Origin of the sequence: Micromonospora inyonensis, from assembly GCF_900091415.1 — a bacterium.
Taxonomy (GTDB): domain Bacteria; phylum Actinomycetota; class Actinomycetes; order Mycobacteriales; family Micromonosporaceae; genus Micromonospora; species Micromonospora inyonensis.
This window is the reverse complement of sequence record NZ_FMHU01000001.1, coordinates 236,337-260,770: the sequence shown is the minus strand read 5'-3', so window position 1 is coordinate 260,770 and position 24,434 is coordinate 236,337. Positions and strand designations below refer to the sequence as shown.

Genomic DNA, 24,434 nt, shown 5'->3' with positions numbered 1-24,434 from the left:
GCCCCGACCGAAGAGGTGGGCATGGAGGATACGGACTTCCCGACGGTGGGCATCGGGGTCACGACGCACAACCGGGGTGCCGTGCTGCGTACCGCCCTGGAGGCGATCCGCAAGTACGCGCCGAGCGGCGCCGCGATCGTCGTGGTCGACGACGCCAGCGACGAGCCGGTGGAGGAGGCGACGTTCCGTTTCGACACCAACGCCGGTATCGCCCGGGCCAAGAACAAGTGCCTGGAGCTGCTGGTGGAGCGGGGCTGCACGCACCTGTTCCTGTTCGACGACGACTGCTGGCCGATCGTGGACGGCTGGGAACGGCCGTACATCGAGAGTGCCGAGCCGCATCTGATGTACATGTTCACCGACACCCCACTCGGTCGCCTGTCCGACGCGGTGGAGATCTACCGGGACGCGGAGATCCGGGCGTACACCCATCCGCGTGGCTGCATGCTCTACTTCGACCGGCGCGTGCTGGACCGGGTGGGCGGGTACGACACCCGGTACGGCCGGTGGGGATACGAGCACCTGGACCTCTCCAACCGGATCTACAACGCCGGCCTGACCTCGTTCCGGTTCGCCGACGTGGTCGGCAGCGGAGACCTCATCTTCAGTTGCGACGAACGCACCAGGGTCGGCTCCAGCGTGTCCGACTTCGAGCGCTTCACCCTGGTGCGCAATCTCAAGGCCCGGTCGGAGGCCAGCTACACCTCGACCGAGTACCGCGAGTTCCGTACCGTCCCGGTCGGTGCGGCGGCGACGCGGAACGTGGTGCTGACCACGTACCTCACCGCGCAGCCCGACCCGCAGCGCGGTGTCACCTGGACGCCGAACTACGCCGACCTGGCCGAGTTGCGCAGCTCGGTCGAGCGGCACGGGCAGCGGCTGGTGGTGCTGCACGACTGTTTCGACGACGAGCCGGACACCGACCTGGTCACGCACGTGCGGGTGACGCCGGGCGGGGATGGCGGCTCGCCGTACTTCCAACGCTGGCTGTGCTGCTGGCGGTACCTGCGTGAGCACCCCGAGATCGAGCAGGTGTGGTGCGTCGACGGCACCGACGTGGAGATGCTGCGCGATCCGTTCCCGGAGATGGACGATCGGCTGTACGTGGGCGACGAACCGGCGCCGCTGTGCATCCCGTGGATGGTGTACCAGCACGGCGGCAGTGCCAAACTGGTGCAGTTCCTGTCCGACAACCGGGGTGCCCAGTTGCTCAACTGCGGGCTCGTCGGCGGCCGGCGGGAGACGGTGCTGGAGTTCTGCCGGGACATGTTCGAGTTCTGCGTCACCAATGCCCGGGAGGCCGGCCCACTCGACATGGGGCCGTTCAACTATGTGGCCCGCACCTGGTATGCAGGGATGATCGTGAACGGCCGCCAGGTCTGTACGGAGTTTCGCAAGGAGGATCGGAGCAGCACCGAGTCGTGGTGGCGGCACAAATAGGCGAATCCGGTCTGCGGCAGGCGTGAACCCTGCTGGGGCGCGGGGCGTGCCACAAATGAACCCTGGACCGGCGAAGGAGGGTGGTGACCGTGAACGTGGACACGGACCTGGACGTGGCACCGGAGGTGACACGGGACGACGCACGTGACGAGTCGATGCACGCGTTGCTGCTGCGGTTGGCCGGCTCGCTGCCGGACCGGGTGCTGACCGACGCGCGGGACGCGCTGGCCGCCGGTCGGCGGCTGGAGGTCGTACAGGCGGTCGCCTTCGAGGCGGTCTCCCAGCCGCTGCAACTCGACGCCGACGAGATCGCGGCGCTGCGCGAGGAACTGGCACTCAGCGGCGGGGACATCGACCTCGGTCTGGCGCTGGAGGAGCTGCGCGGGGAGCGTCCACCGACCCCGTGGCAGTTCCTGTCCGACCTGCCGACCACCCAGGAAGAGCTGGTCTCGATGGTGCTCCCGCAGGACCGCACCGCCGACCCGGTCGACCTTCTCGACCCGATCGACCAGGCGCTGCTGGCTGCGGCGTCGGCGATCCCGACGGTACGCGCGGTGTGGCGGGCGTGGCGGATGCCGTCCACCGCCCGCCCCTGGCAGGACCCGTTACGGGTGGTCGTGGTCAGCGTGGACGACACCTCGGACGCCCTTCCCGCCACCAGCGCCCAGCTACGACAGGCCATGGTCGAGGCCGGGGACGACGAGGCCCAGGTCGAGGTCTGCTGGGCCGGGGTGGAGGCGCCGCACTACCAGACCCTGGCCCGTTCGTCCGGCTCCCTGCTGTGGGCGGCGCGGCCGGCCACGCCGGTGGCCACCGCCCGGCTCTTCGACGGCGTCGATCCGGTACGCGGCCCGTGGTTCGCCACCAACCGGCCGGTGGTCTCCGATGCCACCGAACGCGACAACCTGCTCGACGCACTGCGCGGGGGAGTGGTCATCGCGTGGAGCAGCGCCGCGATGCCCGACATCCTGGCCCCGGACCGGGGCGACGTGGTGCCGATGCACCTGCGTACCGACGGGACCTGGCTGTGGAGCGAGGCGGTCGGTTACTACCTGGAACACTACGGCCTGGAGCCGGACCCGCAGCTGGTCGCGCACCTGACCGGGGGCGGGCCCGTCGAGCCCCTGGACGAGATCTCCGTGCACCGTGCCCTGGTGCACCTGTGCCGACCCGACCCCGACGCGGTCGTCTGGTCGCCGTCCGGTGCCGACGACGACCCGGTGGCACCGGCCGACGCCACGTCCCCCGACGCCGTAGCGCCGCCGGACCCGGAGCTGACACCCGGGGCCGGACCGGAAGGCGGTACGCGCCGGTCGGTGTTGACGTGACCGACCTGCTCGCCCCTCGACAGCGGCGGCCCTTGCCGTCATCCTGGAGATTCTCTCCGCCAGCCAAGGCCGTGCCGGCCGGGCAGCATGTGGGAGGCGTGGGCGTGAAGTGGCTCGGAGTACGGTACCTGCGACAGGCGTCGCAGGCGGTGGGCGCCGCCGTGTCGCGCGTCCTGCCGGACGCCGGTGCGCGGGTGCCGGTGCTCGGTCCGGGGCCGTGGGAGGCACCGGGATCGGTCACCCCCGGCCCGGCGGGTTGGTTCGCGCTCGCGGTCGAGGCCGACCGGTCCGGCTTCCGGCTGGACGGCCGGCCGGTGGCCCCCGCCGACCTGGCCCAGGCGATCTGGCACTGCCCCCGCTGGCGGGGCCGGCCGGTGCTGCTGGTCACCCAGCGGTCCGCGCCGGCCGACGGGGTCGGACCGGTGCTGCACCAGCTCGCGGCCGGCCTGGGGGCACCGGTCTACGCCTCGGACTCCGGGATCCGCTTCACCTTCGGGCGCGCCTCCGCGAACGGGCTGTTCTGGTGCTGGCGTCCGGGCGGCGGGGACGAGCCGGAGCCGGCGGGCAACGTGCTGCCCCCGCTGGGACCGGTACGCCTCCGTCCCACCCCGACCGGCCGCAACCACCAGTCGCGGTCTCCGGTGCCGTCGCTCGCGACCCCCGATCGGGGGTCCGCCCTGGCGCCCACCGCCCCGGCAGAGGCCACGTCACCCGCTGCGGCACCGGAATCCGGGCCCGAGCTGCCTGCGCCGGTGGAAGCGGCGTTCGAGGTGCACAGCCTGGTACTTCCGGTGATCGAGCTGCCCCGGCCCGACCTCGGCGTCCAGCGCATGGTGCTGACGGAATTCGACGTGCCCCGGCTGGAGCTGGACACCTGCCGGCCGCTGATCGCCGACCCGGATGCCGCCAGCCCGACCGTCCCGGCACCGGCCACCCTGACGGCGTCCGTGCCGCCGCCGGCCACCCTGACGGCGTCCGTGCCGACGCCGGCCACTCTGACGGCGTCCGTCCCGCCTGCGGTCACCCTGGCGACGTCCGTGCCGGCTGCGGCCGGCCTGACCGCGGCCACGCCGGACGCCCCGCCGACCGGCGCGGAGAGTACCGGTGCCCCGGCGGACGGCGCGGGCGGTCCGCCGCCGGTGTCACCCGCCGACCGGGGCGCGCCGTGGTTCGGGGTACGGGCCCACACCGACGAGGCGGACCGGGAGCGGCTGCGTACCGTGCTGGGCTGGAAGTTCCAGGCCCACTCCCGGACGGTGGCCCGGGCGCTGTCGCTGCACCCGGGGCTGCGCAGTGCGGTCGGTGCGCACGACGTGACGGCCGGGCTGATCACGGTGCTGGCTCTGCTCGACGGGGTGGGCGCGCGGGTCAACGACGCGTTGCGCGGTGGAGGCACGCCCGACGAGGACGTCCAGTTGCTGGCCCGGTGCGCCCGCGCCGGTCTGGAGCAACTGCCGGCCGTCGGGGGACCCGTCTTCGCCGCGGTACCCGCCGGACTGGACGTCGGCCGGTACCGGGCCGGGGACCCGGTGGTGGAGCCGGCGTTCACCACCGTGGCATGCCACGGTGGCACCGAGGGCGACGCGGGCCGGTACGCGATCTGGTCGGCCACCGCGCGGCGGCTGGACCAACTGGGTATCGCCGACGGACCCGGTGTCCGCGCCGGGCGGGCCATGTTCGCCGCCGGTTCCCGCTTCGCCGTGCTCGGCGTCGACGAGGGGCCGGAGGGCGCGCCGTACGTGCTGCTGCGGGAGGTCGTCTCCGGGCACCGTGACGGCGCACTCGACGAGCGGGTGGCCGGCAAGCTGCGCGACGCGCTCGCCGCCCAACCGCAACGCGCGGCGCCCGCGCCGCTGCCGTGGCCGCTCGGCTTCGCGGCCGGCGACCGCCCGTTCGCGCTCGAACCCGGACCGGGCGGCGCGTGATGAACGAGGAGACGATCCACGGATTCCTCCGGTCCGACCCCGGCGGCCCGGCCCGGTCCGGCCCGCCCCGCGCCGGCACCATTCCCGGCGGCGACACCCCCGGCGGCGACAGTCAGCAAGGAGCGAATCCGTGACCACCAGCGTGCTGTCGGTGTCGGCCAGGGACACCGGATGCCTCACCGACATCTCCCGGGCACTGGAGTCGGCGGCGCCCGGCGACACCGTCGCGGTACGCCCTGGCGTGTACCGCGAGGCGCCACTGTTCCGCCGGAACGTCGTCCTGGTCGCCGAGGACGGACCGGGCACCGTCACCATCGAGGTGCCCCCGGGCGGGGCCATCCTGGCCGCCGGGGGCGAGATCCTGATCCAGGACATCGCCATCCGTGGCAGCGACGAGCGGATGCCGCTGCTCCAGGTGGCGGCCGGCCGGGTCCGTCTGGAGGCGTGCACCGTCGACGCCACGGCGGCGGCCGCGATCCACGTGCGCGGGGGCACCGTGGAGATGCGCGGCGGCACGATCAGCAACTCCGGCGGGGCCGGCGTCGTCCACGAGGCCGGCGCGGGCGAGTACACCCGCGTACGGATGAGCGGCATCGCCAAGTGCGCGATCATGACGGCCGGGTCGAGCGCCCCGGTGTTCCGGAACTGCACGTTCACCGGGATCGGGGAGGCGGCGCTCCTGGCCGTGGGCGCCAGCGCCCCGCGCCTGGAGGACTGCCGCATCGACGAGGTCGGCCAGTACGCCGTCGTCGCGCAGCAGACCGCCCGGCCGTACCTGACCGGGACCACGGTGGCCGGCGGCGAGGTCGGGCTGCTCGTCAGCGACCGGGCGACCCCGGTGCTGGAGCGCTGCGAGATCCAGGACGCCCGGGTGCACGCCGTGGTGACCATGGGGCAGGCCGCGCCCGCGCTCTCCGACACGCGCGTCATCCGGGCCCGGGGCCACGGCCTCGACTGCCGGGACATCTCCGCGCCGCAGCTGACCAACTGCGAGGTGCGTGACTGCGGCGCGGCCGGGGTGGTGGTCAACGGCACGGCGACGCCGCACCTCACCGGGGGTACCGTGGCGGACTGCGCCGACGCCGGGGTGTTCCTGACCGGCCGGTCGAAGGCGCGGCTGAACGGTGTAGTGGTTCGCGACGTCCCCATCGGCGTGGCGATCGAGCAGGAAGCCGACCCGCACCTGCACGGCCTGACCATCGAGGGCGTCCGCTACGGCCTGCACGCGACCGGCGGAGCCGGCCGGTTCTCCAACGGTCAGGTCACCGGGGCGCGGACCGCCGGGGCGAAGCTCGCCGACGGCGCGACCACCGTGCTGTCCAACTCCCGGATCACCGGCTGCCGGGTCGGCGTGGAGGTGGCCGGGAACGCCCGGCCCACCCTGTCCTCGATGGCCGTGGAGGAGTCGGGTGGGGCGGGCGTGCGCACCGGCGGCCCCAGCACGGCCACCCTGTCCCGCAGCCGGATCAGCGGCAGTCGCGGCCCGGGGATCCGGGCCGGCGCCGGCAGCTCCGTCACCGCCACGGACTGCGAGATCGTCGGCAACCAGGGGCCGGGTGTCGTGGTGGAGACCGACGCACCGGTGCGGCTCCACGGCGGCGTGGTGCGTGGCAACGGCGGCGTCGCCGTGGACGCGCCGAGCCCGACCGCCGCGGTCGAGTTGTCCGGAGTGGACACCGGCCACAACGGACGCCCGGTCTCCCTCCCGCCGCTCGGGGCCGGGCGGCCGGACGCACCGGTGGCCGACGCCCCGAAGTCCGCTCCCGCCCCGACCGGAGGCACCGGCTCGGACGTCACCCCGCCCGGGAAGCTGACCGGGTCCCGCCCGTCGGGCCCCGCGCCGTCCGACGTCGGATCACCCGCTCCGGCGGTGCCCGCCGGCGGCGGCTCCGGCCCCGGTGACGGGCCGCCGAGTGGCGGCGCGACGGGCGGCGGCGGGGAACCGGAGGGGCCGGTGGCCGCGCTGCTGCGCGAACTGGACGGACTGGTCGGCCTGGCCGGCGTCAAGCACGAGGTGGCCACCCTGGTCGGGCTCAACCAGATCGCCAAGCGTCGCCGGGAGGCCGGGCTGCACGTACCGCCCATGTCCCGGCACCTGGTCTTCGCCGGGCCGCCCGGCACCGGTAAGACCACCGTGGCCCGCATCTTCGCCCGGATCCTGGCCACCCTCGGGGTGCTCGCCACCGGGCAACTGGTCGAGGTGTCCCGTAGCGACCTGGTCGCCGAGCACGTCGGCGGCACCGCCGTGAAGACCACCGCCCGGTTCGAGGAGGCCCTGGGCGGGGTGCTGTTCATCGACGAGGCGTACACGCTCTCGGCCGGCGGGGGCGGTGGCCACGACTTCGGCCGGGAAGCCATCGACACCCTGGTCAAGCTGATGGAGGACCACCGGGACGAGGTGGTCGTGGTGGTCGCCGGCTACACCCCGAACATGCGTACCTTCCTGGCCGCCAACCCGGGTCTGGAGTCCCGTTTCGCCCGTACCATCCAGTTCGACAGCTACTCGGACGACGAACTCGCCGAGATCGTCGAGCGGCTCTGCCGTGCCCACCACTACGCGCTGGAGTACGAGACGCGGCAGGCCCTGGTGCGTCACTTCAGCGACATGCCCCGCAACGAGACCTTCGGCAACGCCCGCGTGGCGCGCCAGGTCTTCGAGGACATGCTGGGGCGTCAGGCGTACCGGCTGTCGAACAACCCGCAGGCCCCGGACCTCGAACTGGCCCGGCTGCTGCCGGAGGACCTGGGCGAGCAGGCGGCTGCGCCGTCGGCGGCGGCCGGCGTGGCGCAGGTCGTCCAGGACCTGCTCGGGAAGCTGAACGCGATGGTCGGCCTGGACGCGGTCAAGCGCGAGGTGACCGACGTCATCGACCTGATCGCCTCCACCGAGGCCCGGACCCGGGCCGGCCTGCCCGCCCCGACGATCTCCCGGCACCTGGTCTTCGCCGGGGCGCCGGGCACCGGCAAGACCAGCGTGGCCCGACTGTACGGGCAGCTGCTCAACGCGATGGGTGTGCTGCGCACCGGGCAGCTCGTCGAGGTGTCCCGGGCCGACCTGGTCGGCGAGTACGTCGGGCACACCGCCGTCAAGACCACCGACGTGTTCAACCGGGCGCGCGGCGGCGTGCTCTTCATCGACGAGGCGTACGCGCTGGCCGGCCAGGGCAACGACTTCGGCCGGGAGGCCATCGACACGCTGGTGAAGCTGATGGAGGACCACCGGGACGACATCGTGGTGATCGCGGCCGGGTACACCGGGGACATGCGCCGGTTCCTGGCCAACAACGTTGGCCTGGCCTCCCGGTTCAGCCGGCAGGTCCCGTTCGAGTCGTACACCGCCTCGGAACTGGTGTCCATCGTGCAGACGCTGGCCCGCGACAGCGGCTTCGACTTCAGCAACGACTGCCTCCCGGTGCTGTCGGAGCACTTCGACAGCCTGACCCGGGACGAGACCTTCGGCAACGGCCGGTACGCCCGCCAGCTGCTCGAACGCACCATCACCAAGCAGGCCAACCGGCTGCGCCGCGCGACCGCACCGACGGTCGACGACATGCGCCAGCTGTACGCGGCCGACGTACGGGCAGCCCTGGCCGCCTGATCCAGTAGCGACGAGAGAAGGTGCCCGGATATGCCGGCAGTGAGTATGAGCGGTACGTGGCGGATCACGGTGGTGGGCAAGGAGTCCCTCTACCGGCAGCGGCTGGTGTTCTCCGGCGACGTCCAGAAGATCCTCGAACTGGAGGTCGGGACGTCGGCGTCCGCAAGCGGGCGGCGCTGGCGGCTGCGGTTCGAACACCACCGTGGGGACGGCGTCTGGCGGCCGAACGTCTCGGTGGAGGCGGGTGCCATCGTCCGGTGCGGCAACGAGTTCCAGCGGTCGATCGCGACCAAGGACGTGTACTGGAACGGTGACCGTGGACACGACGACCTGAAGCTGCTGCTCACCCGGCCGGCGTCGGCGGGTGACCCGGAGGAGGAAGCGGCCGGGGTGCCCTTCGCCGTCGACGTCAACCTGCACGGGCTGCCGGACATGCCGGTGCTCCCGGCGATGGACGGCGCCGACGCTACGCCGGAGCGGCTGCGGTCGTACGGTCGGCCGGGGCCGGCGGGAACTCCCCTGCGGAGACGGTCCTTCTGATCGCCCGCGGGCCCGGCCCGCCCCGCCCGGCCGACGGCGTCTCCGCAGTCTCGCGGTGCAAACAGTATTGATCCCGGTCCCGGTCAACCCTTTCCGGCTCGCAGCCGTGTAACGGATGTGAGCACCAGACCTTTCCGGCGGCCGGCCCGCCGCAACGGACCCGAGCTACCGCACGGCGAGATCACCCTGCAGGAGCCGCCGGTCGTCCCGGAGGTCCAGCCCGCCGGGTTCCGCTCGCTCGGGATGATCCTGCCGAGCCTGCTGATGACCGGCGGGTTCATGTTCATGATGATGAGCAACTCGCTCAGAGGCCCGATGGGCTTGATCATGCTGGTCATGATGGGCGGCGGCATGCTGGCCATGGCCGTGTTCCAGATGACGATGACCGGCGGAAACCGCAAGCAGCAGATCAACGGCGACCGGCGCGACTACTTCCGCTACCTGTCCCAGACCAGGGCGCAGATCCGCCAGTACGCGGCGGAACAGCAGGACGCGCTGGCCTGGCGGCACCCCGACCCGGAGTCGCTGTGGTCGCTGGCGATGACCAGTCGGCTGTGGGAGCGCCGACCGACACATCCGGACTTCGGCGAGATCCGGGTCGGCACCGGCGCCCAGCGGCTCGCGGTGCGGATGACCCCGCTGGACACCAAGCCGGTGGAGGACCTGGAACCGGTGTGCGCCAAGGCGTTGCGCCGGTTCATCAAGGCCTACACGACCGTGCCCGACCAGCCCGTCGCGCTGTGCCTGCCCGGCTTCGCGCACGTGCGGATCAGTGGCGACCGGGACGTGGCGCGGGGCATGGTGCGCGCCATGCTCGCCCAGTTGGCCACCTTCCACGCCCCGGACGAGCTGCGGGTGGCCCTGTGCGTCGGCGCCGAGCAGGCCGAACAGTGGGAGTGGGCCAAGTGGCTGCCGCACGCCAAGCACGCCACCGACGTCGACGTGGCCGGGCCGGTACGGCTCTTCGGCACCACGCTGGAAGAGGTGGAACGGCTGCTGGGCGGGGAGTTCGCGGGCCGCTCCCGGTACGACGGCGATGCCCAGCCCTCCCGCGAGGAACCGTTCGTCCTGGTGGTCTGCGACGGCGGCGTCATCCCGCCGGGCGCCCGGCTGACCGTCTCCGGGTACCGCAACGCCGTCCTCGTCGACTTCGACGGCAGTGGCCTCGCCGACGGGGACAACGTGCTCAACCTGGAGGTGTCCGCCACCGACGTGGACATGATCGAGAAGGACCACGTGGGCCGGGAGGTGCGCACCCGGCTCGCCGCCCCCGACCACCTGGACCTGCCCCGGCTGCGGACGCTGGCCCGGATCATGGCCCGGCACGCCACCAAGGTCACCGGCGAGCAGCCGGCCAGCGGGCTCAACGCCGTCCTCGACCTGCCCGACCTGCTGGACATCCCCGACCTGGACACCTTCGACCCGCGCGCCCGCTGGGAGGCCCGCTCGCCCGCCGACCGGCTGCGGGTGCCCATCGGGGTGGCCGCCGACGGCTCCCCGATCGAGCTGGACATCAAGGAGTCCGCCGAGGGCGGGATGGGGCCGCACGGCATGCTGATCGGCGCCACCGGCTCGGGCAAGAGCGAGCTGCTGCGCACCCTGGTGCTGGCCCTGGCGGCCACGCACTCCTCGGAGACTCTCAACTTCGTGCTGGTGGACTTCAAGGGCGGCGCCACCTTCGTCGGGCTGGACCGGCTGCCGCACGTCTCCGCGCTCATCACCAACCTGGCCGACGAGGCCGCGCTGGTCGACCGGATGCAGACCACCCTCCAGGGGGAACTGGTACGCCGGCAGGAACTGCTGCGCAGCGCCGGCAACTTCACCTCGGCGCGCGACTACGAGAAGGCCCGCGCCCAGGGCGCCGAACTCGACCCGCTGCCCACCCTCTTCGTGGTGGTGGACGAGTTCAGCGAGCTGATCGCGGCCAACCCCGAGTTCATCCAGCTGTTCGTGATGATCGGTCGGCTCGGCCGTTCGCTCGCGGTGCACCTGCTGCTGGCCTCCCAGCGCCTGGAGGACGGGCGCATCCACCAGTTGGAGGGCCACCTGTCGTACCGGATCGGGCTGCGGACCTTCTCCGCGATGGAGTCGCGGGCCGTCATCGGCGTACCCGACGCGTACGAGCTGCCGGGCGATCCGGGCAACGGATACCTGCGCTCCAGCGTCACCAGCATCACCCGGTTCCGGGCCGCGTACGTGTCCGGCCCGCACCGGGTGCGCAGCACCGGGCTGCACCGCGAGGTGATCGCCAGCCAGGTGGTCCCGTTCACCGCCGGGGCCGCCGCGCCCGCCGTCCCGGCGCCGCGCCCGCCCTCGGAGCCGGCGCCGGACGAGTCGACCGACACCGGCACCATCGTGCTGCACGCGCTGGTCGACCGGCTGGTCGACCAGGGTCCGCCGGCACACCAGGTGTGGATGGCGCCGCTGGAGGACGCGCCGACCCTGGACGACGTGCTGCCGCCGCTGCTGCCCGACCCCGAGCACGGGCTGCGTCCGATCGACGTCGGCCAGGGGTACCTGCGGGTGCCGGTCGGTCTCATCGACAAGCCGTTCGAGCAGGTGCGCGACCTGCTCGTGGTGGACCTGTCCGGGGTCGGTGGGCACGTGGGCGTGGCCGGCGGACCGCAGAGCGGCAAGAGCACCCTGCTGCGGTCGCTGGTGTGCGGGCTGGCCCTGACCCACTCGCCGCGACAGGTGCAGTTCTACTGCCTCGACTTCGGCGGCGGTTCGCTGACCGGGTTGACCGGCCTGCCGCACGTCGGCGGGGTCGCCGGCCGGCACGAACCGGAGCGGGTGGGCCGCACGGTGGCCGAGGTCCGCTCGATCCTGATCGAGCGGGAACGGCGCTGCGCTGACCTGGGCATCCACGGCCGGGACGCCTACCGGCAGGCGCAGGCCGACGGGCGCATCCCGGAGGACCGGTTCGGCGACGTGTTCCTGGTCGTGGACGGGTGGTTCGTGCTGCGCCAGGAGTTCGAGCCGGCCGAGGAGATGGCCCGGGACATCGCGGCCCGTGGCCTGAACTACGGGGTCCACGTGATGATCACCATGGGCCGCTGGTCGGAGCTGCACATGTCGATGCGGGACAAGATCGGGACCCGCCTCGAACTGCGCCTGGGTGACCCGGTGGAGTCCGGGATCGACCTGCGTGCGGCGGCCCAGGTGCCCCGCCGCCCCGGGCACGGGCTGACCGACGCGAAGCTGCACTTCCTCGGCGCGCTGCCGCGCATCGACGGCGTCCAGTCGGCCGAGGGGCTCGCCGCGGCCACCGAGCACCTGGTGTCCGCCGTGGCGGACAACTGGTCCGGGGAACGTGCCGCCGCGGTACGCACCCTGCCGGCCTCGCTGCCGATGGCCGAGCTGCCGGCGCCGCAGGGTGCCCGCATCGCGCTCGGCGTGGACGAGGACCAGCTCGCGCCGGTGTGGCACGACTTCCGGCTGATGCCGCACCTGACCGTGCTGGGGGACACCGAGAGCGGCAAGACGAACATGCTGCGCCTCCTCGCCCACGCGATCGTCGCCAGCCACACTCCGGCCCAGGCGCGCATCATGGCCGTCGACTACCGGCGGCAGCTCTTCGACGACGTACCGGCCGAGTACCGGCTCGGCTACTCGGTCTCGGCGGACAGCACCCGGGACACCGCCGCCGAGGCACTGGCCGGCCTCCGGCCCCGGGTTCCCGGCCCCGACATCACCCCCGAGCAGCTACGCGCCCGCGACTGGTGGTCCGGCCCGTCACTGTACGTCCTGGTCGACGACTACGAACTGCTCGCCGGGCCCGACAACCCGCTGGCCCACCTGATCCCGTTGCTGCCCCAGGGCGGCGACATCGGGCTGCACGTGGTCGTCGCGCGGGCCGCGGCCGGGGCGATGCGGTTGTCGATGGACCCGCTGCTGCGGCGCATCCAGGAACTGAACACTCCGGACGTGGCGCTGTCCTGCCCGCCGACGGAGGGTCCGCTGCTGGGCAACATCAAGCCGCGTCCGCTGCCCCCGGGTCGGGCGCTGCTGTGCACCCGGCGCGGCGGCCGGTTGATCCAGACGGCACTGGTACCCGGGCCCGTGGTGTCCACCGGGGCCGACCGATGACCCGCACCGCCACTCGCCGGCGCCGTACGCCCACCCCACCGGCCCGCCCCGGCAGGCCGGTCGCGGCGGCCGAGCCGGTCGAGCCCGCTGAACCGGCCGGGCCCGCTGCGGCGTACGCGGCGGCCGAGGAGCTGGCCCGGCGGCTACGGACCCTGGCCTGCCTGCCGGGACCGTCGGCCGCGCCGACCGCGTGGCCCTGCGACACGGGGCTGCTGGACTGGCTGCGCCGGATGACCTACCCCGCCCTGTACACCTGGGCGGCCGAGGAGAACCTGGCGCGCCGCTGGATCGGCGGCGACGTCTTCGGCTCCCGCCGGCTGTCGCCGGCACCGGAGTTCCTCGCCGGCACCGACGTACGCCGTCTCGCCCCGCACCTGGTCGCGCCGCTGTTGCGGCGGGTGAGCATGACCCGTCCGGCCCCGAGCGCCGCCGACCTGGAGCCGGCGGCCCTCGCCGCCGACGCCGGCCGGGTCAGCACGTTCCGGCGCGCCGGGACCGCCCGGCTCTGGGGCCAACCGGAGCACACGCCACCGCTTCCCGACACCACCGCCATCCCGCACGTCGTGCACGGCATCTGGCTCGGCCGCCCGCTGCCCGAGTCGAACGGCTTCTGGGCCAACTACGGCGCGGCGGCCGACAGCTACGCCGGCCAGGTCGACTTCGTGCTGTGGACGGACATCCCACGGGCCCGCTTCGACGCGGCCCGCGCCACCCCACCCGCCCCGGCCGGCCGACCCGATCCGCTGGCCCCGGTACGCGCCCTGCTGACCTGGGCCGACACCCACGGCATCCACCTGGTGAGCGTGGCCGAACTGTTCCCCGCGAACGCGCCGATGACCCTGCACAGCCCGTACGCCCTGGAGCTGAACCGGGGGTTGCCGCAGGGTTTCGCGGCGGCCAGCGACCACCTGCGGGTCGAGGTGGTGCACCGGTTCGGCGGCCTGTACGCCGACGGTGACCTGCACTTCCTTCCCGACGCCGCGCTCCCGTCGGCCGAGCCGGCCGACAGCCCGGAGGGTCCGGGTGCCGGCAATCCGACGGACCAGGGGGCCGAGGGCGGTGGGTACCGGTTGTTCCGTGGCCGGTGGCACGGGCAGCCGGAGGCCGACGGGCCGGCCCGGTTGCCGGAGCTGTTCGACCGGGTGGCCGCGTCGACGCACGGGTTCACGCTGCACGCGCTCACCGACGAGATCGTCCTCAACGACGTCATCCTGGCCCCGGCCGGGCATCCCGCGCTGGCGCTGTGGCTGGAGGGCGCGCGGTACAACTACCTGCGCGACCCGCGCGACCTGTACGCCGCCGACACCCCCCAGCCGGCCGGCTCGGACCCACCGGCCGGCTCGGACCCACCGGCCGGCTCGGATCCGCCGCCCCCGTCGGACCCGGGGGCCGGGACCGGGCCGCCGGTCGCGGGGGCGTCCGGGTGGCGGGGGGAGCCGGCCTCCTGGACCTGGGCGGTCACCGCCATGCGTACCGGGCGGGTGCACCACTGGCTGCTGGCCCGGCTGGGCATCGGCGCGGCCGACCTGGTCAAGCCGGCGCCGGCGGTACGCGGGCACAGCGAGCTGAGCTGGTTGCCGCCGGTCGACGGCCAGCCGCCGGTCGCCTGCCCCGACCCGGACCCGCTGCCGACCCTGGTCGCCTGCGTGGACCTGCTGCGCTGGCAGCACCTGTCACGCTCCGGGGACCTGTGCCTCACCGCGGTCGCCCCGTTGGTACGTGGGCTGCCCGATCCGGACACCGCGTGGACGGCGCTGCTGCTCGCGTTCGGGCACCTCTCCACCGACCTCGGCCCGGTCACGTCGGTCACCGATCGGCGACGCAACCAGGACCAGACCCTCGACGTGGTGGTACTGCCGCCCGAGGCGGAGGCGCTGCTGGACCGTGCCGCGACACCCGCCACCTGGTTCGGTTCCGGTGCCCACTCCGGCGACGCCGAGGCAGCCGGACCGGAGGCCGCCGGCCGGGAGTACTGGTTCCTGGGCGAGCGCACGGTTCCGGCCCGGCTGCTGCCGCCGCGGCCCGACCCGCCGGACGGACGCGGCGGGCGCGACCACGTCACGGACCTTCCGGCGACGCGCGCCGGATGACGAGCAAGGAGAGTCATGGCAGAGCAACAGTACGGGTACGTCACGCAAGGCAACACACTCCCGATCGTCGCCGACGAGGCGACCATCACCGGCATGGTCATGGCGTTCACTCAGGCCCAGACCGAGGCCAGGGACAGCCACTCGAACGTCGTGGCCGCCAACCAGGCGCTGGCCGCCTCGTGGGCGAGCGACGCGGCCGCGCCGAAGTTCCAGCAGGCCGTCGACAACTGGCTGGCCGGCTTCCAGAAGGTCCAGCAGGGCCTGAACATGCTCAACCTGAACATGCAGCAGTACGCGCGACTGACCACCACGACCGAAGACGACAACGCCATGCAGGCCGGCAGTTGGGCCACGCCGGCCGGCGGCGAACAGCCTCTCCCCGGCCAACTCAGGAGCGGCATGGTTGTCCAGAAGCCGTTCGCCCCGGTCGGACGGACCGAAGGTGAGTGACCGTCAATTGGCTCGCTAACCGCAGGCATTGCCTGAGCTGACTGGCATTGCGCCTTTGCGGCGACTTGTCCGTCTTCCGCTGGGCCGGCACCGGCCCAGCGGAAGACGTAAGTCCGCGACGTACTACTACTTTGCGCTGTGCCGCGATGACGGCACCGACCAGGTGATCCATGATCTGCTGCGCTGCCGGGCGCGGGAGAAGGCGGGCCGTGCGGAGGACCCGACTGCGGTGGTGCTGGACACCCAGTCGATCCGGGCGGCCACCCACGTCCCGGCCGCCACGACCGGCAAGGACGCCGCGAAGAAGGTACCGGGCCGTAACCGGGGCCTGGCGGTCGACGCCCTGGGGATGATCATCGCGGTGGTGGTCACCGCCGCGTCGGTCACCGACAACGCGATCGGCGTGCGATTGCTGGACAACGTGGTGACACACACTCCGACGGTGGTCAAGGCGTGGGTCGACGCCGGGTTCGAAGATGACGTGCAGATCCACGGCACGGTGAACGGTATCGACGTCGAGCAGGGCAAACGGTCCGACCCGACGGCCGGGTTCGTGCCGGTTGCACGGTCCCGGCCCGGCTGCTGCCCGCCGCCCCGGGAGGTAGCAATCGGTGCGGCCGAAAAACTTGTGAACTCCCGTGACCGTGCACACGTGTTCGGGATATGAGCGCCGAGCGCGGGGAACTTTGCCGACTGCTGGTCGTCGGACCGACCAGTCAGGTCGACGTGAGTCTGCCCACCCACATCCCGTTGGCCGACATGATGCCGGCCCTGTTGAGCGCGCTCGGACCGGACCTCGCCGATCGTGGGCTGGAGCACAGCGGCTGGATCGTGCAGCGGCTGGGTGGACCGGCCTTCGACGAGTCGCGCACCGTCGGCGATCTCGACCTGCTCGACGGCGAGGTCGTGCACGTACGCCCGCGTACCGACCAGATCCCGCCGCTGGCCTACGACGACCTGGTCGACGGCGTCTCGGCGGGCATCCGCAAGCGGTCCGGGCTGTGGCGTCCGCAGACCACGAGGGTCACCGCCCTGCTGCTGTTGGCCGTCTGGCTGACCGTCTGGCTGGCCGCCGCGCGGTTGTGGCCGGCCGAGTCCCGGAACCCGGCGCTGCTCGCCGCGATGGCGGGGATGTGCTTCGTCGCGGGCTTCGCGGTGGTGCGCAAGCTGGCCGACCGGGCTACGGCCGGAGTCCTGGGGGCCGCCTGTGTGGTCGGTACGGTGGTCGCCACGCTGGAGGCGGTCGCCGGTGTCGCCGTACCCCGGTTGATCTTCTTGGCTGCCACCGCCGGCACCGTCGCCGCGTTGCTGGTGGCCGCGTTCGTCTTCCCGCGCACCGGCTGGCGGCAGGTCACCGTCGGCCTGCTGGCGGCATGGCTGCTGGTCGTCGCCGCGTTCGCCCTGCACACCAGGGCCACGCTGGACTGGACCACGATCGCCGCGATCACGGTCGTCGTGACCACGGCGCTGCGCCCGGCGATACCGCCGGCCGCCTTCAAGCTCGCCGGGTTCGCCCTGCCGGAGATGCCCGTCGAGCCGGCGGACCTGCAGAAGGACATCGACCCGGAACCGGCCGCCGCGGTGCTCACCCGGGCCGCCGCCGCCGACCAGTTCATGACCGCTCTGTACGCGGCGCTCGGACTGGTCTCCGGGGCCGCGATGGTGTGGCTGGCGACGGCACCCGGCTGGGCCGCACCGCTGGCCGCCTGGCTGACCGCCGTCGCCCAGATCCTGGTCACCCGCCCCATGACGAGCATCTGGCACCGGGCGGCGCTGGCCGGTCCGGCGTTGGTCGCCATGGCGGCCTGGTGCCTGACCGCCCCCACGGACCGGAGTCCGCTCGCCGCCCAACTGGCCATCGGCTGCTGCCTGGTCCTGGCGGTGGCGTGCGGGGTGGCCGCGCGGATCCCGGTCGGCCGGCGGTTCAACCCGATCTGGGGCCGGATGGGCGACCTGGCGCACACCGCGATGGTGGCCGCCCTCGGGCCGACCGTCGTGGTCATCACCGGCCTGATCGACGTGATCCGGGCGCGGGTGGGTTGACATGTCGTCGCGTCGTGACCAGGTGGACGCCCAGCGGTACATGATGACCCGGGTGACCGGCGCGCTGGTGCGGGCCGAGCCGGAGACCGCCGAGTCCCCGACCCGCCGGGACCGCACCGGCACGATCGCCGGTCTCGTGCTCGGGATCCTGGTACTGGCCGGGGTCGCGATCTGGGCCCTCCTGCCGGGATCGGGCTCGACCAGTTGGCAGCAGCCGCGGATGCTGGTGGTGGACGCCTCGACCGGCGCGCGGTACGTGCTGGTCGACGGCCAGCTGCGCATGGTCAACGACGTGGCGACGGCCACCCTGCTGGCCGGCGGTCGACTCACCCCGGTCACCGTGTCCTCAGCCAAACTCGCCAAGGTGCCGCAGGGCCCCGCGGTGGGCATCCCGGCCGGGCCGCAGGTGCTGCCGGCGGCCAACCGGGTCAACCAGGGCGTGTGGCGGGCCTGTAGCCGGGACACCGGCCGGGTCGTGCTCGACGTCGACGTGCCGGCGGCTCCCGATCCGCTCGCCGACGGGCAGGCACTGCCGGTCACCGCGGGCGGCAAGACCTACCTGCTGTGGGGCGGGCGACGGCTGCTCCTTCCCCAGCCGTGGATGGCCGACGTGCTGGGGCTGGGGCTGCTCGCTCCGGTACCGGTGGCGACCGCCTGGCTGGAGTCGATACCGCTGGGCGGCACGGTCGGCCCGCCGAAGGTGGCTCGGGCCGGCGGCGCAGGCCCGAAGGTGGCCGGCCGGCCGACGTCGATCGGCCAGATGTTCGCCGTGGACATGGGCAACGGCACGGTCGGTCACTACCTGATGACCGCCGACGGACTGGCCCCGCTGACCGAGACCGAGTACCGGTTGCGGCGGGCCACGCCGGGCGCGGCCACGGAGACCGCCATCAGCGCGGCCGATCTGGCCGTCGCCGGCCAGCGCAGCCCGGTGCGCCCACTGACCACGCTGCCGGCCACCCCGCCGGCACCACCGTCCATGCCCGAGGACGCCGCGGTCTGCGTGGAGTACGCGGGCCAGGTCGGCGAGAAGCCGACGGTAGTCGTGGCCAGTGGGACCGGCATGCCGACCGGCGGCAGCGGCGGGAAGACCGCCGTGACGGTACGGGTGCCGTCGGGCGGGGGAGCGCTGCTGATGCCCCCGGCTGACGCCGACACCGACCGGTGGCGGCAGCAGGGCCTGCTGGTCAACGAGCGGGGGGTCGCCTACCCGATCATGGGCGGCGACGTCACCACCCTGGGCTACTCCCTCAACCAGGCGGTGGTCATGCCCACCGCGCTGGTCGCCATGTTGCCTGCCGGGCCGGCGCTGGTCCGGCCGGAAGGGAGGTGATGCCGCAGGGGTACCCGAACGTCCCGCCAAGCGGCCCGCCCCTCCGGGCGGACGAGGCGGATACGAGCACACGTCCCACCTATCGCAACAACACGACCGATAGAAGACAAGGAGAGTCATGCCAATCAACATGCAGGGAATTGTCGCCGATGAGGCGACCATCAAGGGCATGGTCATGGCGTTCGGCCAGGCGCAGGCCGAGGCCAAGAACAGCCAGGCCAACGTCACGGCCGCCAGCAGCAACCTGTCCGCCCAGTGGCAGAGCGACTCGGCCGCGCCGCGGTTCCAGCAGGCCGTCCAGCAGTGGCTGAACGGCTTCCAGAAGGTCCAGCAGGGCCTGGACATGCTCAACCAGCACATGCAGCAGTACTCGCAGGTGACCACCACGACCGAAGACGACAGCGCCCTGCTGTCCGGCAAATGGGCCGTCGGCTGACCGCCGAGCCCTTACCTGTAAAAGCCGGGCCGACGAAACCCGGACCGACGAACGACAAGGAGGCCGAGAATGGCCAACTACAGCATCAACCCCGCCGCGGTTCAGACCGTCGCCGACGAAATGGCGAGGGAGACCCGCGAGCTCGACCAGTCGCTGGCGACCCTCCAGGCCTCGGTGGATAGGTTCACCGCGGCCAACAACGGTCAGGCGCCGGAGGCCTACAAGGCCGCCCAGGCGCTGTGGAACCAGGGTCAGCAGGAGATGAGGGCGGCCCTGGCCCTGGGGCAGGCGCGCCTTCAGGAGATCAACGTCAACTACCAGCACGGCGACAACCGGGGCGCGGCCATCTTCAGCTAGTACCCCGCCGAACCTGACCTCGCACGAGGTCGGGACGGCAGTTCCGCCGAGCCGATACCGGGTCAGGCGCGCTGGTCCGCCGCACCGCCGGGTGGACCAGCGCGTCTGACCCACCGCTGTCCACGGGCTCGTCCGGATTCCGGATTCATCGGGTCCGGACAGCCGAGTCCCGCTGGCCCGTCTCCATTCGAGAGGAAACACGATGAAGAACATCGTCATCAACGAGAGCTACCTGCGGAAGCTGCACGGCACCTACACCAAGCAGGTCGACGAGATCGATCTGATGCACGGCAAGGTCTACCCGTACGGCTCCCTGCCGGATTCGACGGTCGACATCACGAAGCCGTTCAAGCTGCGCCTCGGCGGAAAGGGCTTCACCGAGGCGGAGGAGCTGACGGCGGTGATCGACGTCGTCCGGGCGGGCCTGTCCAACCGGTTCAAGGGCGCGCGAACCGAGATCAACAACCTGGAGCACGGCATCAAGTTCCTGCTGGCCGACTCCGACGCCGTCGAGCAGACGAGCACGCTGAGCGCCGAGCAGTTCGAGTACTTCATGCCCAAAGCCGGGGGTTAGTCATGGCGAACACCGCGACGTTCGAGGATGCCCTGGCGAGCATTCTGGGGCTGGTGCTCGGCGGTGGAGAGGGCGGGGAAAAGGCTTCCATCAACGACAACTTCCGACCGCGGAGCATCAAGGGGCCCGGTTACTGGCTGATCACCCAGACGAGCACCCTCAAGAACTCCGAACCCGGCGGGTGGATGCCGGAGTACAACAAGGACGCGGTCACCTTCTACAAGTGGAGGCAGAGCGGGGCGACCAAGTACATCACCCGGGTGACGGTGTGGGTGGGGGTGACCAGCAGGGACGACACCCAGGGGCAGAAGTACAACTCCACCGACCCGGGGAACTCGACCAACGCCGACGGTAATCCGGTCGTCTCGCTCGGCAACGCGTGGGAGCGGATGATCGCCGACCTGCCCAAGGTGGCCGGGCCGAACAAGACGTTCGACCCGGACTCGATCGGGTCGGTCCGCGAGATCCTGGCCAACCTGACCACCCACGCGCTGGGGATCTCGGGCGAGCTGACCGATCAGGTCAAGTCGGTGAACGCCAAGAGCCCCGACTTCAAGGGCTCCGCCGAATCGGCCTGGCGGCACCGGGTGCAGGAGGCGAACAAGTACCTCGCCGACATCATGCCCCAGGCCAAGCAGTGGGACACCACGCTGGCCCAGGTCGAGCAGGCCATGAGGGACTTCATCACGGCGGTGGCCGACACCTTCGAGAAGTGGTCCTCGATCCACCCGGCCGGCATCTGGCAGCACCCGTACCGGGTCATCGCCCAGATGTTCAACGAGAGCACTCTTGAACTCGGTGACCTGCACGACGGCCAGTCGAACGCCTGGGACCTGGGCCAGCAGTACGCCGACACCGGGGAGCAGTCGAACCAGGGAAAACGGGTCGGCGGACGAGACGGAAGTTTGCCCATCATGTGGACGCCGCCGGCATGGGTAAAATATCACCCATTCGACGCGTTCAGCATCCCCGAGTGGAATAAGCTGGACCAGCATCTGCGCCAGATGTGGGCCGACAACGCCCTCAAGACCTTCGAGCCGGCGGTGCTCGCGGCGAAGAAGTTGGTGTCGGTGTTCGCCGAGGCGCGCAACCCGATGAGCATCACCGACCCGAAGCCGGTGCCGCCCAATCCGATGCCCAACGACGTGGGGATGCCCAACGGCGCATTCCCCAACAACCCGTTCGGGAACATGGGTAACCCCTTCGCCAACTGGGGCGACCCGTTCGCGAACATGGGTAACCCCTTCGCGAACATGGGCAATCCGTTCGCGAACGTGGGTAACCCCTTCGCGAACATGGGCAATCCGTTCGCGAACGTGGGTAACCCGTTCGCGAACGCGGGAGCGAACTTCGGCAACCCGTTCCCCAACGGCGGCGGCGTGGGTAACCCGTTCGCCAACGGCGGCTTGGGTAACCCGTTCGCCAACGGCACCGGTGGCGGTGCTTTCATGCCCGCCAGCCTGATGCCCAACTCGGGCGCCGGTGGTGGTGCGGGCAATCCGTTCGCCAATGGCTTGGGTGGTTCCTTCGGTGGTGGCGCGGAGAATCCGTTCGGTGGTGGCGCCGGTGGCGGCCTTCCCACCGACCTGAAGGTCAAGTCGGGCATGCCGTCCGAGGGCGGTGGTGCGGGTAATCCGTTCGCCAATGGCTTGGGTGGTTCCTTTGGTGGTGGCGCCGGCGGCGACCTTCCCGCCAGCCTGATGCCCAACTCGGGCGCCGGTGGTGGTGCGGGTAATCCGTTCGCCAATGGCTTGGGTGGTTCCTTTGGTGGTGGCGCCGGCGGCGACCTTCCCGCCAGCCTGATGCCCAACTCGGGCGCCGGTGGTGGTGCGGGTAATCCGTTCGCCAATGGCGTGGATGGTTCCTTTGGTGGTGGCGCGGAGAATCCGTTCGGTGGTGGCGTCGGCGGCGGCCTTCCCACCGACCTGAAGGTCAAGTCGGGCATGCCGTCCGAGGGCGGTGGCGCGGGCAATCCGTTCGCCAACGGCGGCTTGGACGCTGCGGTTGGCGGCGGTGGCGCGAACGGGCTTCCCCCCATTCCGACCCCCAAACCGCTCACCCCGTCTGCCGGCGGTGGCCTGGAGAATCCGTTCACCGGCGGTGGCGCGGGCAGTTCCCTGCCGACCAGCAATCTCGGGCTCAACCGCAAGCCGTCCGGGCCGCAGTCGTTGGGTGACCTGACGCCGTCCCAGTTGGAGCAACTGGACAAGGCCGGGCTGCTGGACGATGTGCCGCTGACGGCTGAGCAGGCTGACCACCTGCGGAAGAACGGTCTGTCGCCGGGCGGTGCGACGAGTCTCGGTCAGCTCAGCCCGGATCAGCTCGACGCGTTGGATCGCGGCGGGCTGCTGGACGAGACCCCCCTTACCAACGACCAGCGGGCGAAGCTCGGCCTGAACGGGCCGCAGTCGTTGGGTGACCTGACGCCGTCCCAGTTGCAGCGGCTGGACGGGGCGGGGCTGCTGGACGACGTGCCGCTGACGGCTGAGCAGGCTGACCACCTGCGGAAGAACGGTCTGTCGCCGGGCGGTGCGACGAGTCTCGGTCAGCTCAATCCGGATCAGCTCGACGCGCTGCAACGCGGCGGCCTGCTGGACGATGTCCCGCTGTCGCCGGAAGAGCGGGCGAAACTCGGGCTGCCGCCCAACCCGTCGGGGAGTTCCGGCGGGGGTGGGTCCGTGCCGGGCCTGGACGCGGGCAGGTTGCCGTGGCCCGACACCGGGCCGTCGGCACCAATCGACCGGAGTGCGTTCCCGACCACGGTCGACGGTAAGGACGTGTCGCCGAAGCCGGGTATGACCGGGGGCATCACCGCCCCTCCGGCATTCGGTGACGTCACGAGACCCGGCTCGGCCAGCTTCCCGCACGTTCCCGGGGTGCAGGTCGGCACCGGGGGTCTGTCGGCGGTGCCGGGCGTATCCGGCTCGCCCGGGGCGCTGAACCCGGACAAGCTGGGGGTGCCCGTCGGAGGCCCGGTCGGGACCAACCTGAATACAGGCGCGGGTGCCGGTCCTGGTCTCCCGCAGCCCGGCGGGGGCGGTATGCCGGGCGGTGGGATGCCGGGCGGCGGTACGCCGGGCGGTGGGATGCCGTTCATGCCCCCGATGATGCCGGGCATGGGTGGCGCACCCCAGCAAGGGCAGGACCGTGACCGCCAGCGCAGCACCTGGCTGAAGGAGGACGAGAAGGTCTGGGGCACCGACCCCGACTGTGCGCCCGCGGTGATCGGCCGGCGCGGTCGGGACACCCGGGTCGAGGAGGACGAGTTCGGCATGCCGACCGACGAGCGTCCCGGCAGCCAGGACGAACGCCGCCGGTACCGGGGCCGTTGACACTGTTGCCCCGGCCGTTCAACACTATTGCACCGATGTAAACCCGGTGCCGCAGATCACCCGTGGGATAGAAGAGGAGGTAGTCGGGATGAGCTTGTTGGGCGATGAGGAACTGTTGGCCGAGATGCGTGCGGCCCTGAAGGACGTCGACGAGGCGGCCGACCGGGTACGCCGGCGCGTGGCCCGGGCGCAGACCACCGTGGAGGACAAGAAGAAGCTGCTGTCGGTGACCGTGGGTGGCCACGGCGAGCTGACCCGGATCACTTTCAACGGGGACGCCTACCGGCGACTCGCGCCAGCCGAGCTGGCCGACCTGATCGTGACGACGGCACGTACCGCCCGCGAGAAGGCCCAGCGCAAGACGATGGCCGGCACCGCCGAGCTGACGCGTCACCTCACCGGCCTCGACGACGCCGCGCAGTCGGCCGGGAGCATCGAGGAACTTGTCGAGGGCATCGCCAGCATGGTTTCCGGCGGTGCCGACCGGCGGACCGGGCCGGCGGCGTCATGAGCGGCTCACGGATCGAGTTCAACGGGGATGCCCTGGCCCAGCAGGTGCCGTTGGTGGGCCAGTTCAAGGACCACCTGATCGGCACGGTGGACCCGGTGCGCCAGATCGCCGAGTGCCGGTGGGCGGCCGGCGTCCCCGCGGACGACGAACTGAGCCTGCAGGCCCGCGCGGCCGTGCAGCAAGTGCTCGCGGGCATCGTGCTCGCGGCGTACGCCAAGCTGGCTCACGCCGCCGGATTCCAGGGCGAGAAGTTGGACCTGGTTCGCCGTGTCGGGGAGAACACCGAGGCCACCGGTACCGAAATGATCCCGGACATGAGCGGTGGCACGCGGGGTTGATCCGCGGAGACGAGATGACCGTGGGCCGGGGCGGTGGTCTGCGCCGCTGA

The 24,434-nt window shown here is 72.0% G+C and carries 17 protein-coding genes and 1 pseudogene; 17 read left to right on the top strand and 1 reads right to left on the bottom strand.

Annotated features, from left to right (window positions below; all coding sequences use genetic code 11):
• The first annotated feature begins 21 nt into the window (after nucleotides 1-21).
• The 14 genes and pseudogenes from GA0074694_RS00920 to GA0074694_RS00855 all read left to right on the top strand — a co-directional run bounded on the left by GA0074694_RS00920 (nucleotide 22) and on the right by GA0074694_RS00855 (nucleotide 20,203).
• A complete protein-coding gene (locus GA0074694_RS00920; RefSeq protein ID WP_091450976.1) occupies nucleotides 22-1,440 on the top strand; it encodes a glycosyltransferase family 2 protein in 1,419 nt (472 codons plus the stop codon).
• An 89-nt stretch (nucleotides 1,441-1,529) separates the two neighbouring features.
• Nucleotides 1,530-2,768, top strand: coding sequence for a hypothetical protein (locus GA0074694_RS00915; RefSeq protein WP_141713940.1), 1,239 nt, complete (start codon nucleotides 1,530-1,532; stop codon nucleotides 2,766-2,768).
• Nucleotides 2,769-2,872: 104 nt separating this feature from the next.
• Nucleotides 2,873-4,693, top strand: a complete 1,821-nt coding sequence (locus GA0074694_RS00910) for a hypothetical protein (RefSeq protein WP_141713939.1) — start codon at nucleotides 2,873-2,875, stop codon at nucleotides 4,691-4,693.
• 130 nt (nucleotides 4,694-4,823) lie between these two features.
• The gene (locus GA0074694_RS00905; RefSeq protein WP_091450967.1) at nucleotides 4,824-8,291 is read left to right on the top strand and encodes a right-handed parallel beta-helix repeat-containing protein; all 3,468 of its coding nucleotides are present in this window, start codon (nucleotides 4,824-4,826) and stop codon (nucleotides 8,289-8,291) included.
• A gap of 30 nt (nucleotides 8,292-8,321) precedes the next feature.
• Nucleotides 8,322-8,831, top strand: coding sequence for a hypothetical protein (locus GA0074694_RS00900; RefSeq protein ID WP_176737738.1), 510 nt, complete (start codon nucleotides 8,322-8,324; stop codon nucleotides 8,829-8,831).
• 117 nt (nucleotides 8,832-8,948) lie between these two features.
• Nucleotides 8,949-12,920 (top strand): type VII secretion protein EccCa, encoded by a 3,972-nt coding sequence (gene eccCa / locus GA0074694_RS00895; protein ID WP_091450961.1) that lies wholly within the window; start codon nucleotides 8,949-8,951, stop codon nucleotides 12,918-12,920.
• A complete protein-coding gene (locus GA0074694_RS00890; protein ID WP_141713938.1) occupies nucleotides 12,917-15,010 on the top strand; it encodes a hypothetical protein in 2,094 nt (697 codons plus the stop codon). The genes eccCa and GA0074694_RS00890 overlap by 4 nt, the downstream gene beginning before the upstream one ends.
• 15 nt (nucleotides 15,011-15,025) lie before the next feature.
• Nucleotides 15,026-15,460, top strand: coding sequence for a hypothetical protein (locus GA0074694_RS00885; RefSeq protein ID WP_091450955.1), 435 nt, complete (start codon nucleotides 15,026-15,028; stop codon nucleotides 15,458-15,460).
• 109 nt (nucleotides 15,461-15,569) lie between these two features.
• Nucleotides 15,570-16,028 (top strand): annotated as a pseudogene (locus GA0074694_RS00880) (transposase); the annotation flags it as partial.
• A 95-nt stretch (nucleotides 16,029-16,123) separates the two neighbouring features.
• Nucleotides 16,124-17,503, top strand: coding sequence for a type VII secretion integral membrane protein EccD (gene eccD, locus GA0074694_RS00875; protein ID WP_091450951.1), 1,380 nt, complete (start codon nucleotides 16,124-16,126; stop codon nucleotides 17,501-17,503).
• A gap of 1 nt (nucleotide 17,504) precedes the next feature.
• On the top strand, nucleotides 17,505-18,836 hold the full coding sequence (eccB, locus tag GA0074694_RS00870; protein ID WP_091450948.1) for a type VII secretion protein EccB: 1,332 nt from the start codon (nucleotides 17,505-17,507) through the stop codon (nucleotides 18,834-18,836).
• Between the two features lie 118 nt (nucleotides 18,837-18,954).
• Entirely contained in the window at nucleotides 18,955-19,272 is a 318-nt protein-coding gene (locus tag GA0074694_RS00865; RefSeq protein WP_091450942.1) for a WXG100 family type VII secretion target, read from the top strand.
• A 69-nt stretch (nucleotides 19,273-19,341) separates the two neighbouring features.
• Nucleotides 19,342-19,629 (top strand): WXG100 family type VII secretion target, encoded by a 288-nt coding sequence (locus tag GA0074694_RS00860; RefSeq protein ID WP_091450939.1) that lies wholly within the window; start codon nucleotides 19,342-19,344, stop codon nucleotides 19,627-19,629.
• Nucleotides 19,630-19,831: 202 nt separating this feature from the next.
• Nucleotides 19,832-20,203 carry a hypothetical protein gene (locus GA0074694_RS00855; RefSeq protein ID WP_091450935.1) on the top strand — a complete coding sequence of 124 codons (372 nt, stop codon included), beginning with the start codon at nucleotides 19,832-19,834 and terminating at the stop codon, nucleotides 20,201-20,203.
• A 217-nt stretch (nucleotides 20,204-20,420) separates the two neighbouring features.
• Here GA0074694_RS00855 and GA0074694_RS33515 read toward each other — a convergent pair whose 3' ends face one another.
• A complete protein-coding gene (locus GA0074694_RS33515; RefSeq protein WP_281189537.1) occupies nucleotides 20,421-20,546 on the bottom strand; it encodes a hypothetical protein in 126 nt (41 codons plus the stop codon).
• 46 nt (nucleotides 20,547-20,592) lie between these two features.
• Here GA0074694_RS33515 and GA0074694_RS00850 point away from each other — a divergent pair, with 46 nt between their 5' ends.
• The 3 genes from GA0074694_RS00850 to GA0074694_RS00840 all read left to right on the top strand — a co-directional run bounded on the left by GA0074694_RS00850 (nucleotide 20,593) and on the right by GA0074694_RS00840 (nucleotide 24,384).
• A complete protein-coding gene (locus tag GA0074694_RS00850) occupies nucleotides 20,593-23,535 on the top strand; it encodes a hypothetical protein (protein ID WP_141713937.1) in 2,943 nt (980 codons plus the stop codon).
• A gap of 88 nt (nucleotides 23,536-23,623) precedes the next feature.
• On the top strand, nucleotides 23,624-24,046 hold the full coding sequence (locus GA0074694_RS00845; protein ID WP_091450928.1) for a YbaB/EbfC family nucleoid-associated protein: 423 nt from the start codon (nucleotides 23,624-23,626) through the stop codon (nucleotides 24,044-24,046).
• On the top strand, nucleotides 24,043-24,384 hold the full coding sequence (locus tag GA0074694_RS00840; RefSeq protein ID WP_091450925.1) for a hypothetical protein: 342 nt from the start codon (nucleotides 24,043-24,045) through the stop codon (nucleotides 24,382-24,384). The genes GA0074694_RS00845 and GA0074694_RS00840 overlap by 4 nt, the downstream gene beginning before the upstream one ends.
• Nucleotides 24,385-24,434: the final 50 nt, after the last annotated feature.

Coding starts and splice junctions, on each gene's coding strand:
- GA0074694_RS00885 (WP_091450955.1), top strand. CDS start 15,026: ATGGCAGAGCAACAGTACGGGTACGTCACGCAAGGCAACACACTCCCG.
- GA0074694_RS00845 (WP_091450928.1), top strand. CDS start 23,624: ATGAGCTTGTTGGGCGATGAGGAACTGTTGGCCGAGATGCGTGCGGCC.
- GA0074694_RS00855 (WP_091450935.1), top strand. CDS start 19,832: ATGAAGAACATCGTCATCAACGAGAGCTACCTGCGGAAGCTGCACGGC.
- GA0074694_RS00920 (WP_091450976.1), top strand. CDS start 22: ATGGAGGATACGGACTTCCCGACGGTGGGCATCGGGGTCACGACGCAC.
- GA0074694_RS00900 (WP_176737738.1), top strand. CDS start 8,322: ATGCCGGCAGTGAGTATGAGCGGTACGTGGCGGATCACGGTGGTGGGC.
- eccD (WP_091450951.1), top strand. CDS start 16,124: ATGAGCGCCGAGCGCGGGGAACTTTGCCGACTGCTGGTCGTCGGACCG.
- GA0074694_RS00890 (WP_141713938.1), top strand. CDS start 12,917: ATGACCCGCACCGCCACTCGCCGGCGCCGTACGCCCACCCCACCGGCC.
- GA0074694_RS00850 (WP_141713937.1), top strand. CDS start 20,593: ATGATCGCCGACCTGCCCAAGGTGGCCGGGCCGAACAAGACGTTCGAC.
- eccB (WP_091450948.1), top strand. CDS start 17,505: ATGTCGTCGCGTCGTGACCAGGTGGACGCCCAGCGGTACATGATGACC.
- GA0074694_RS00860 (WP_091450939.1), top strand. CDS start 19,342: ATGGCCAACTACAGCATCAACCCCGCCGCGGTTCAGACCGTCGCCGAC.
- GA0074694_RS00865 (WP_091450942.1), top strand. CDS start 18,955: ATGCCAATCAACATGCAGGGAATTGTCGCCGATGAGGCGACCATCAAG.
- GA0074694_RS00840 (WP_091450925.1), top strand. CDS start 24,043: ATGAGCGGCTCACGGATCGAGTTCAACGGGGATGCCCTGGCCCAGCAG.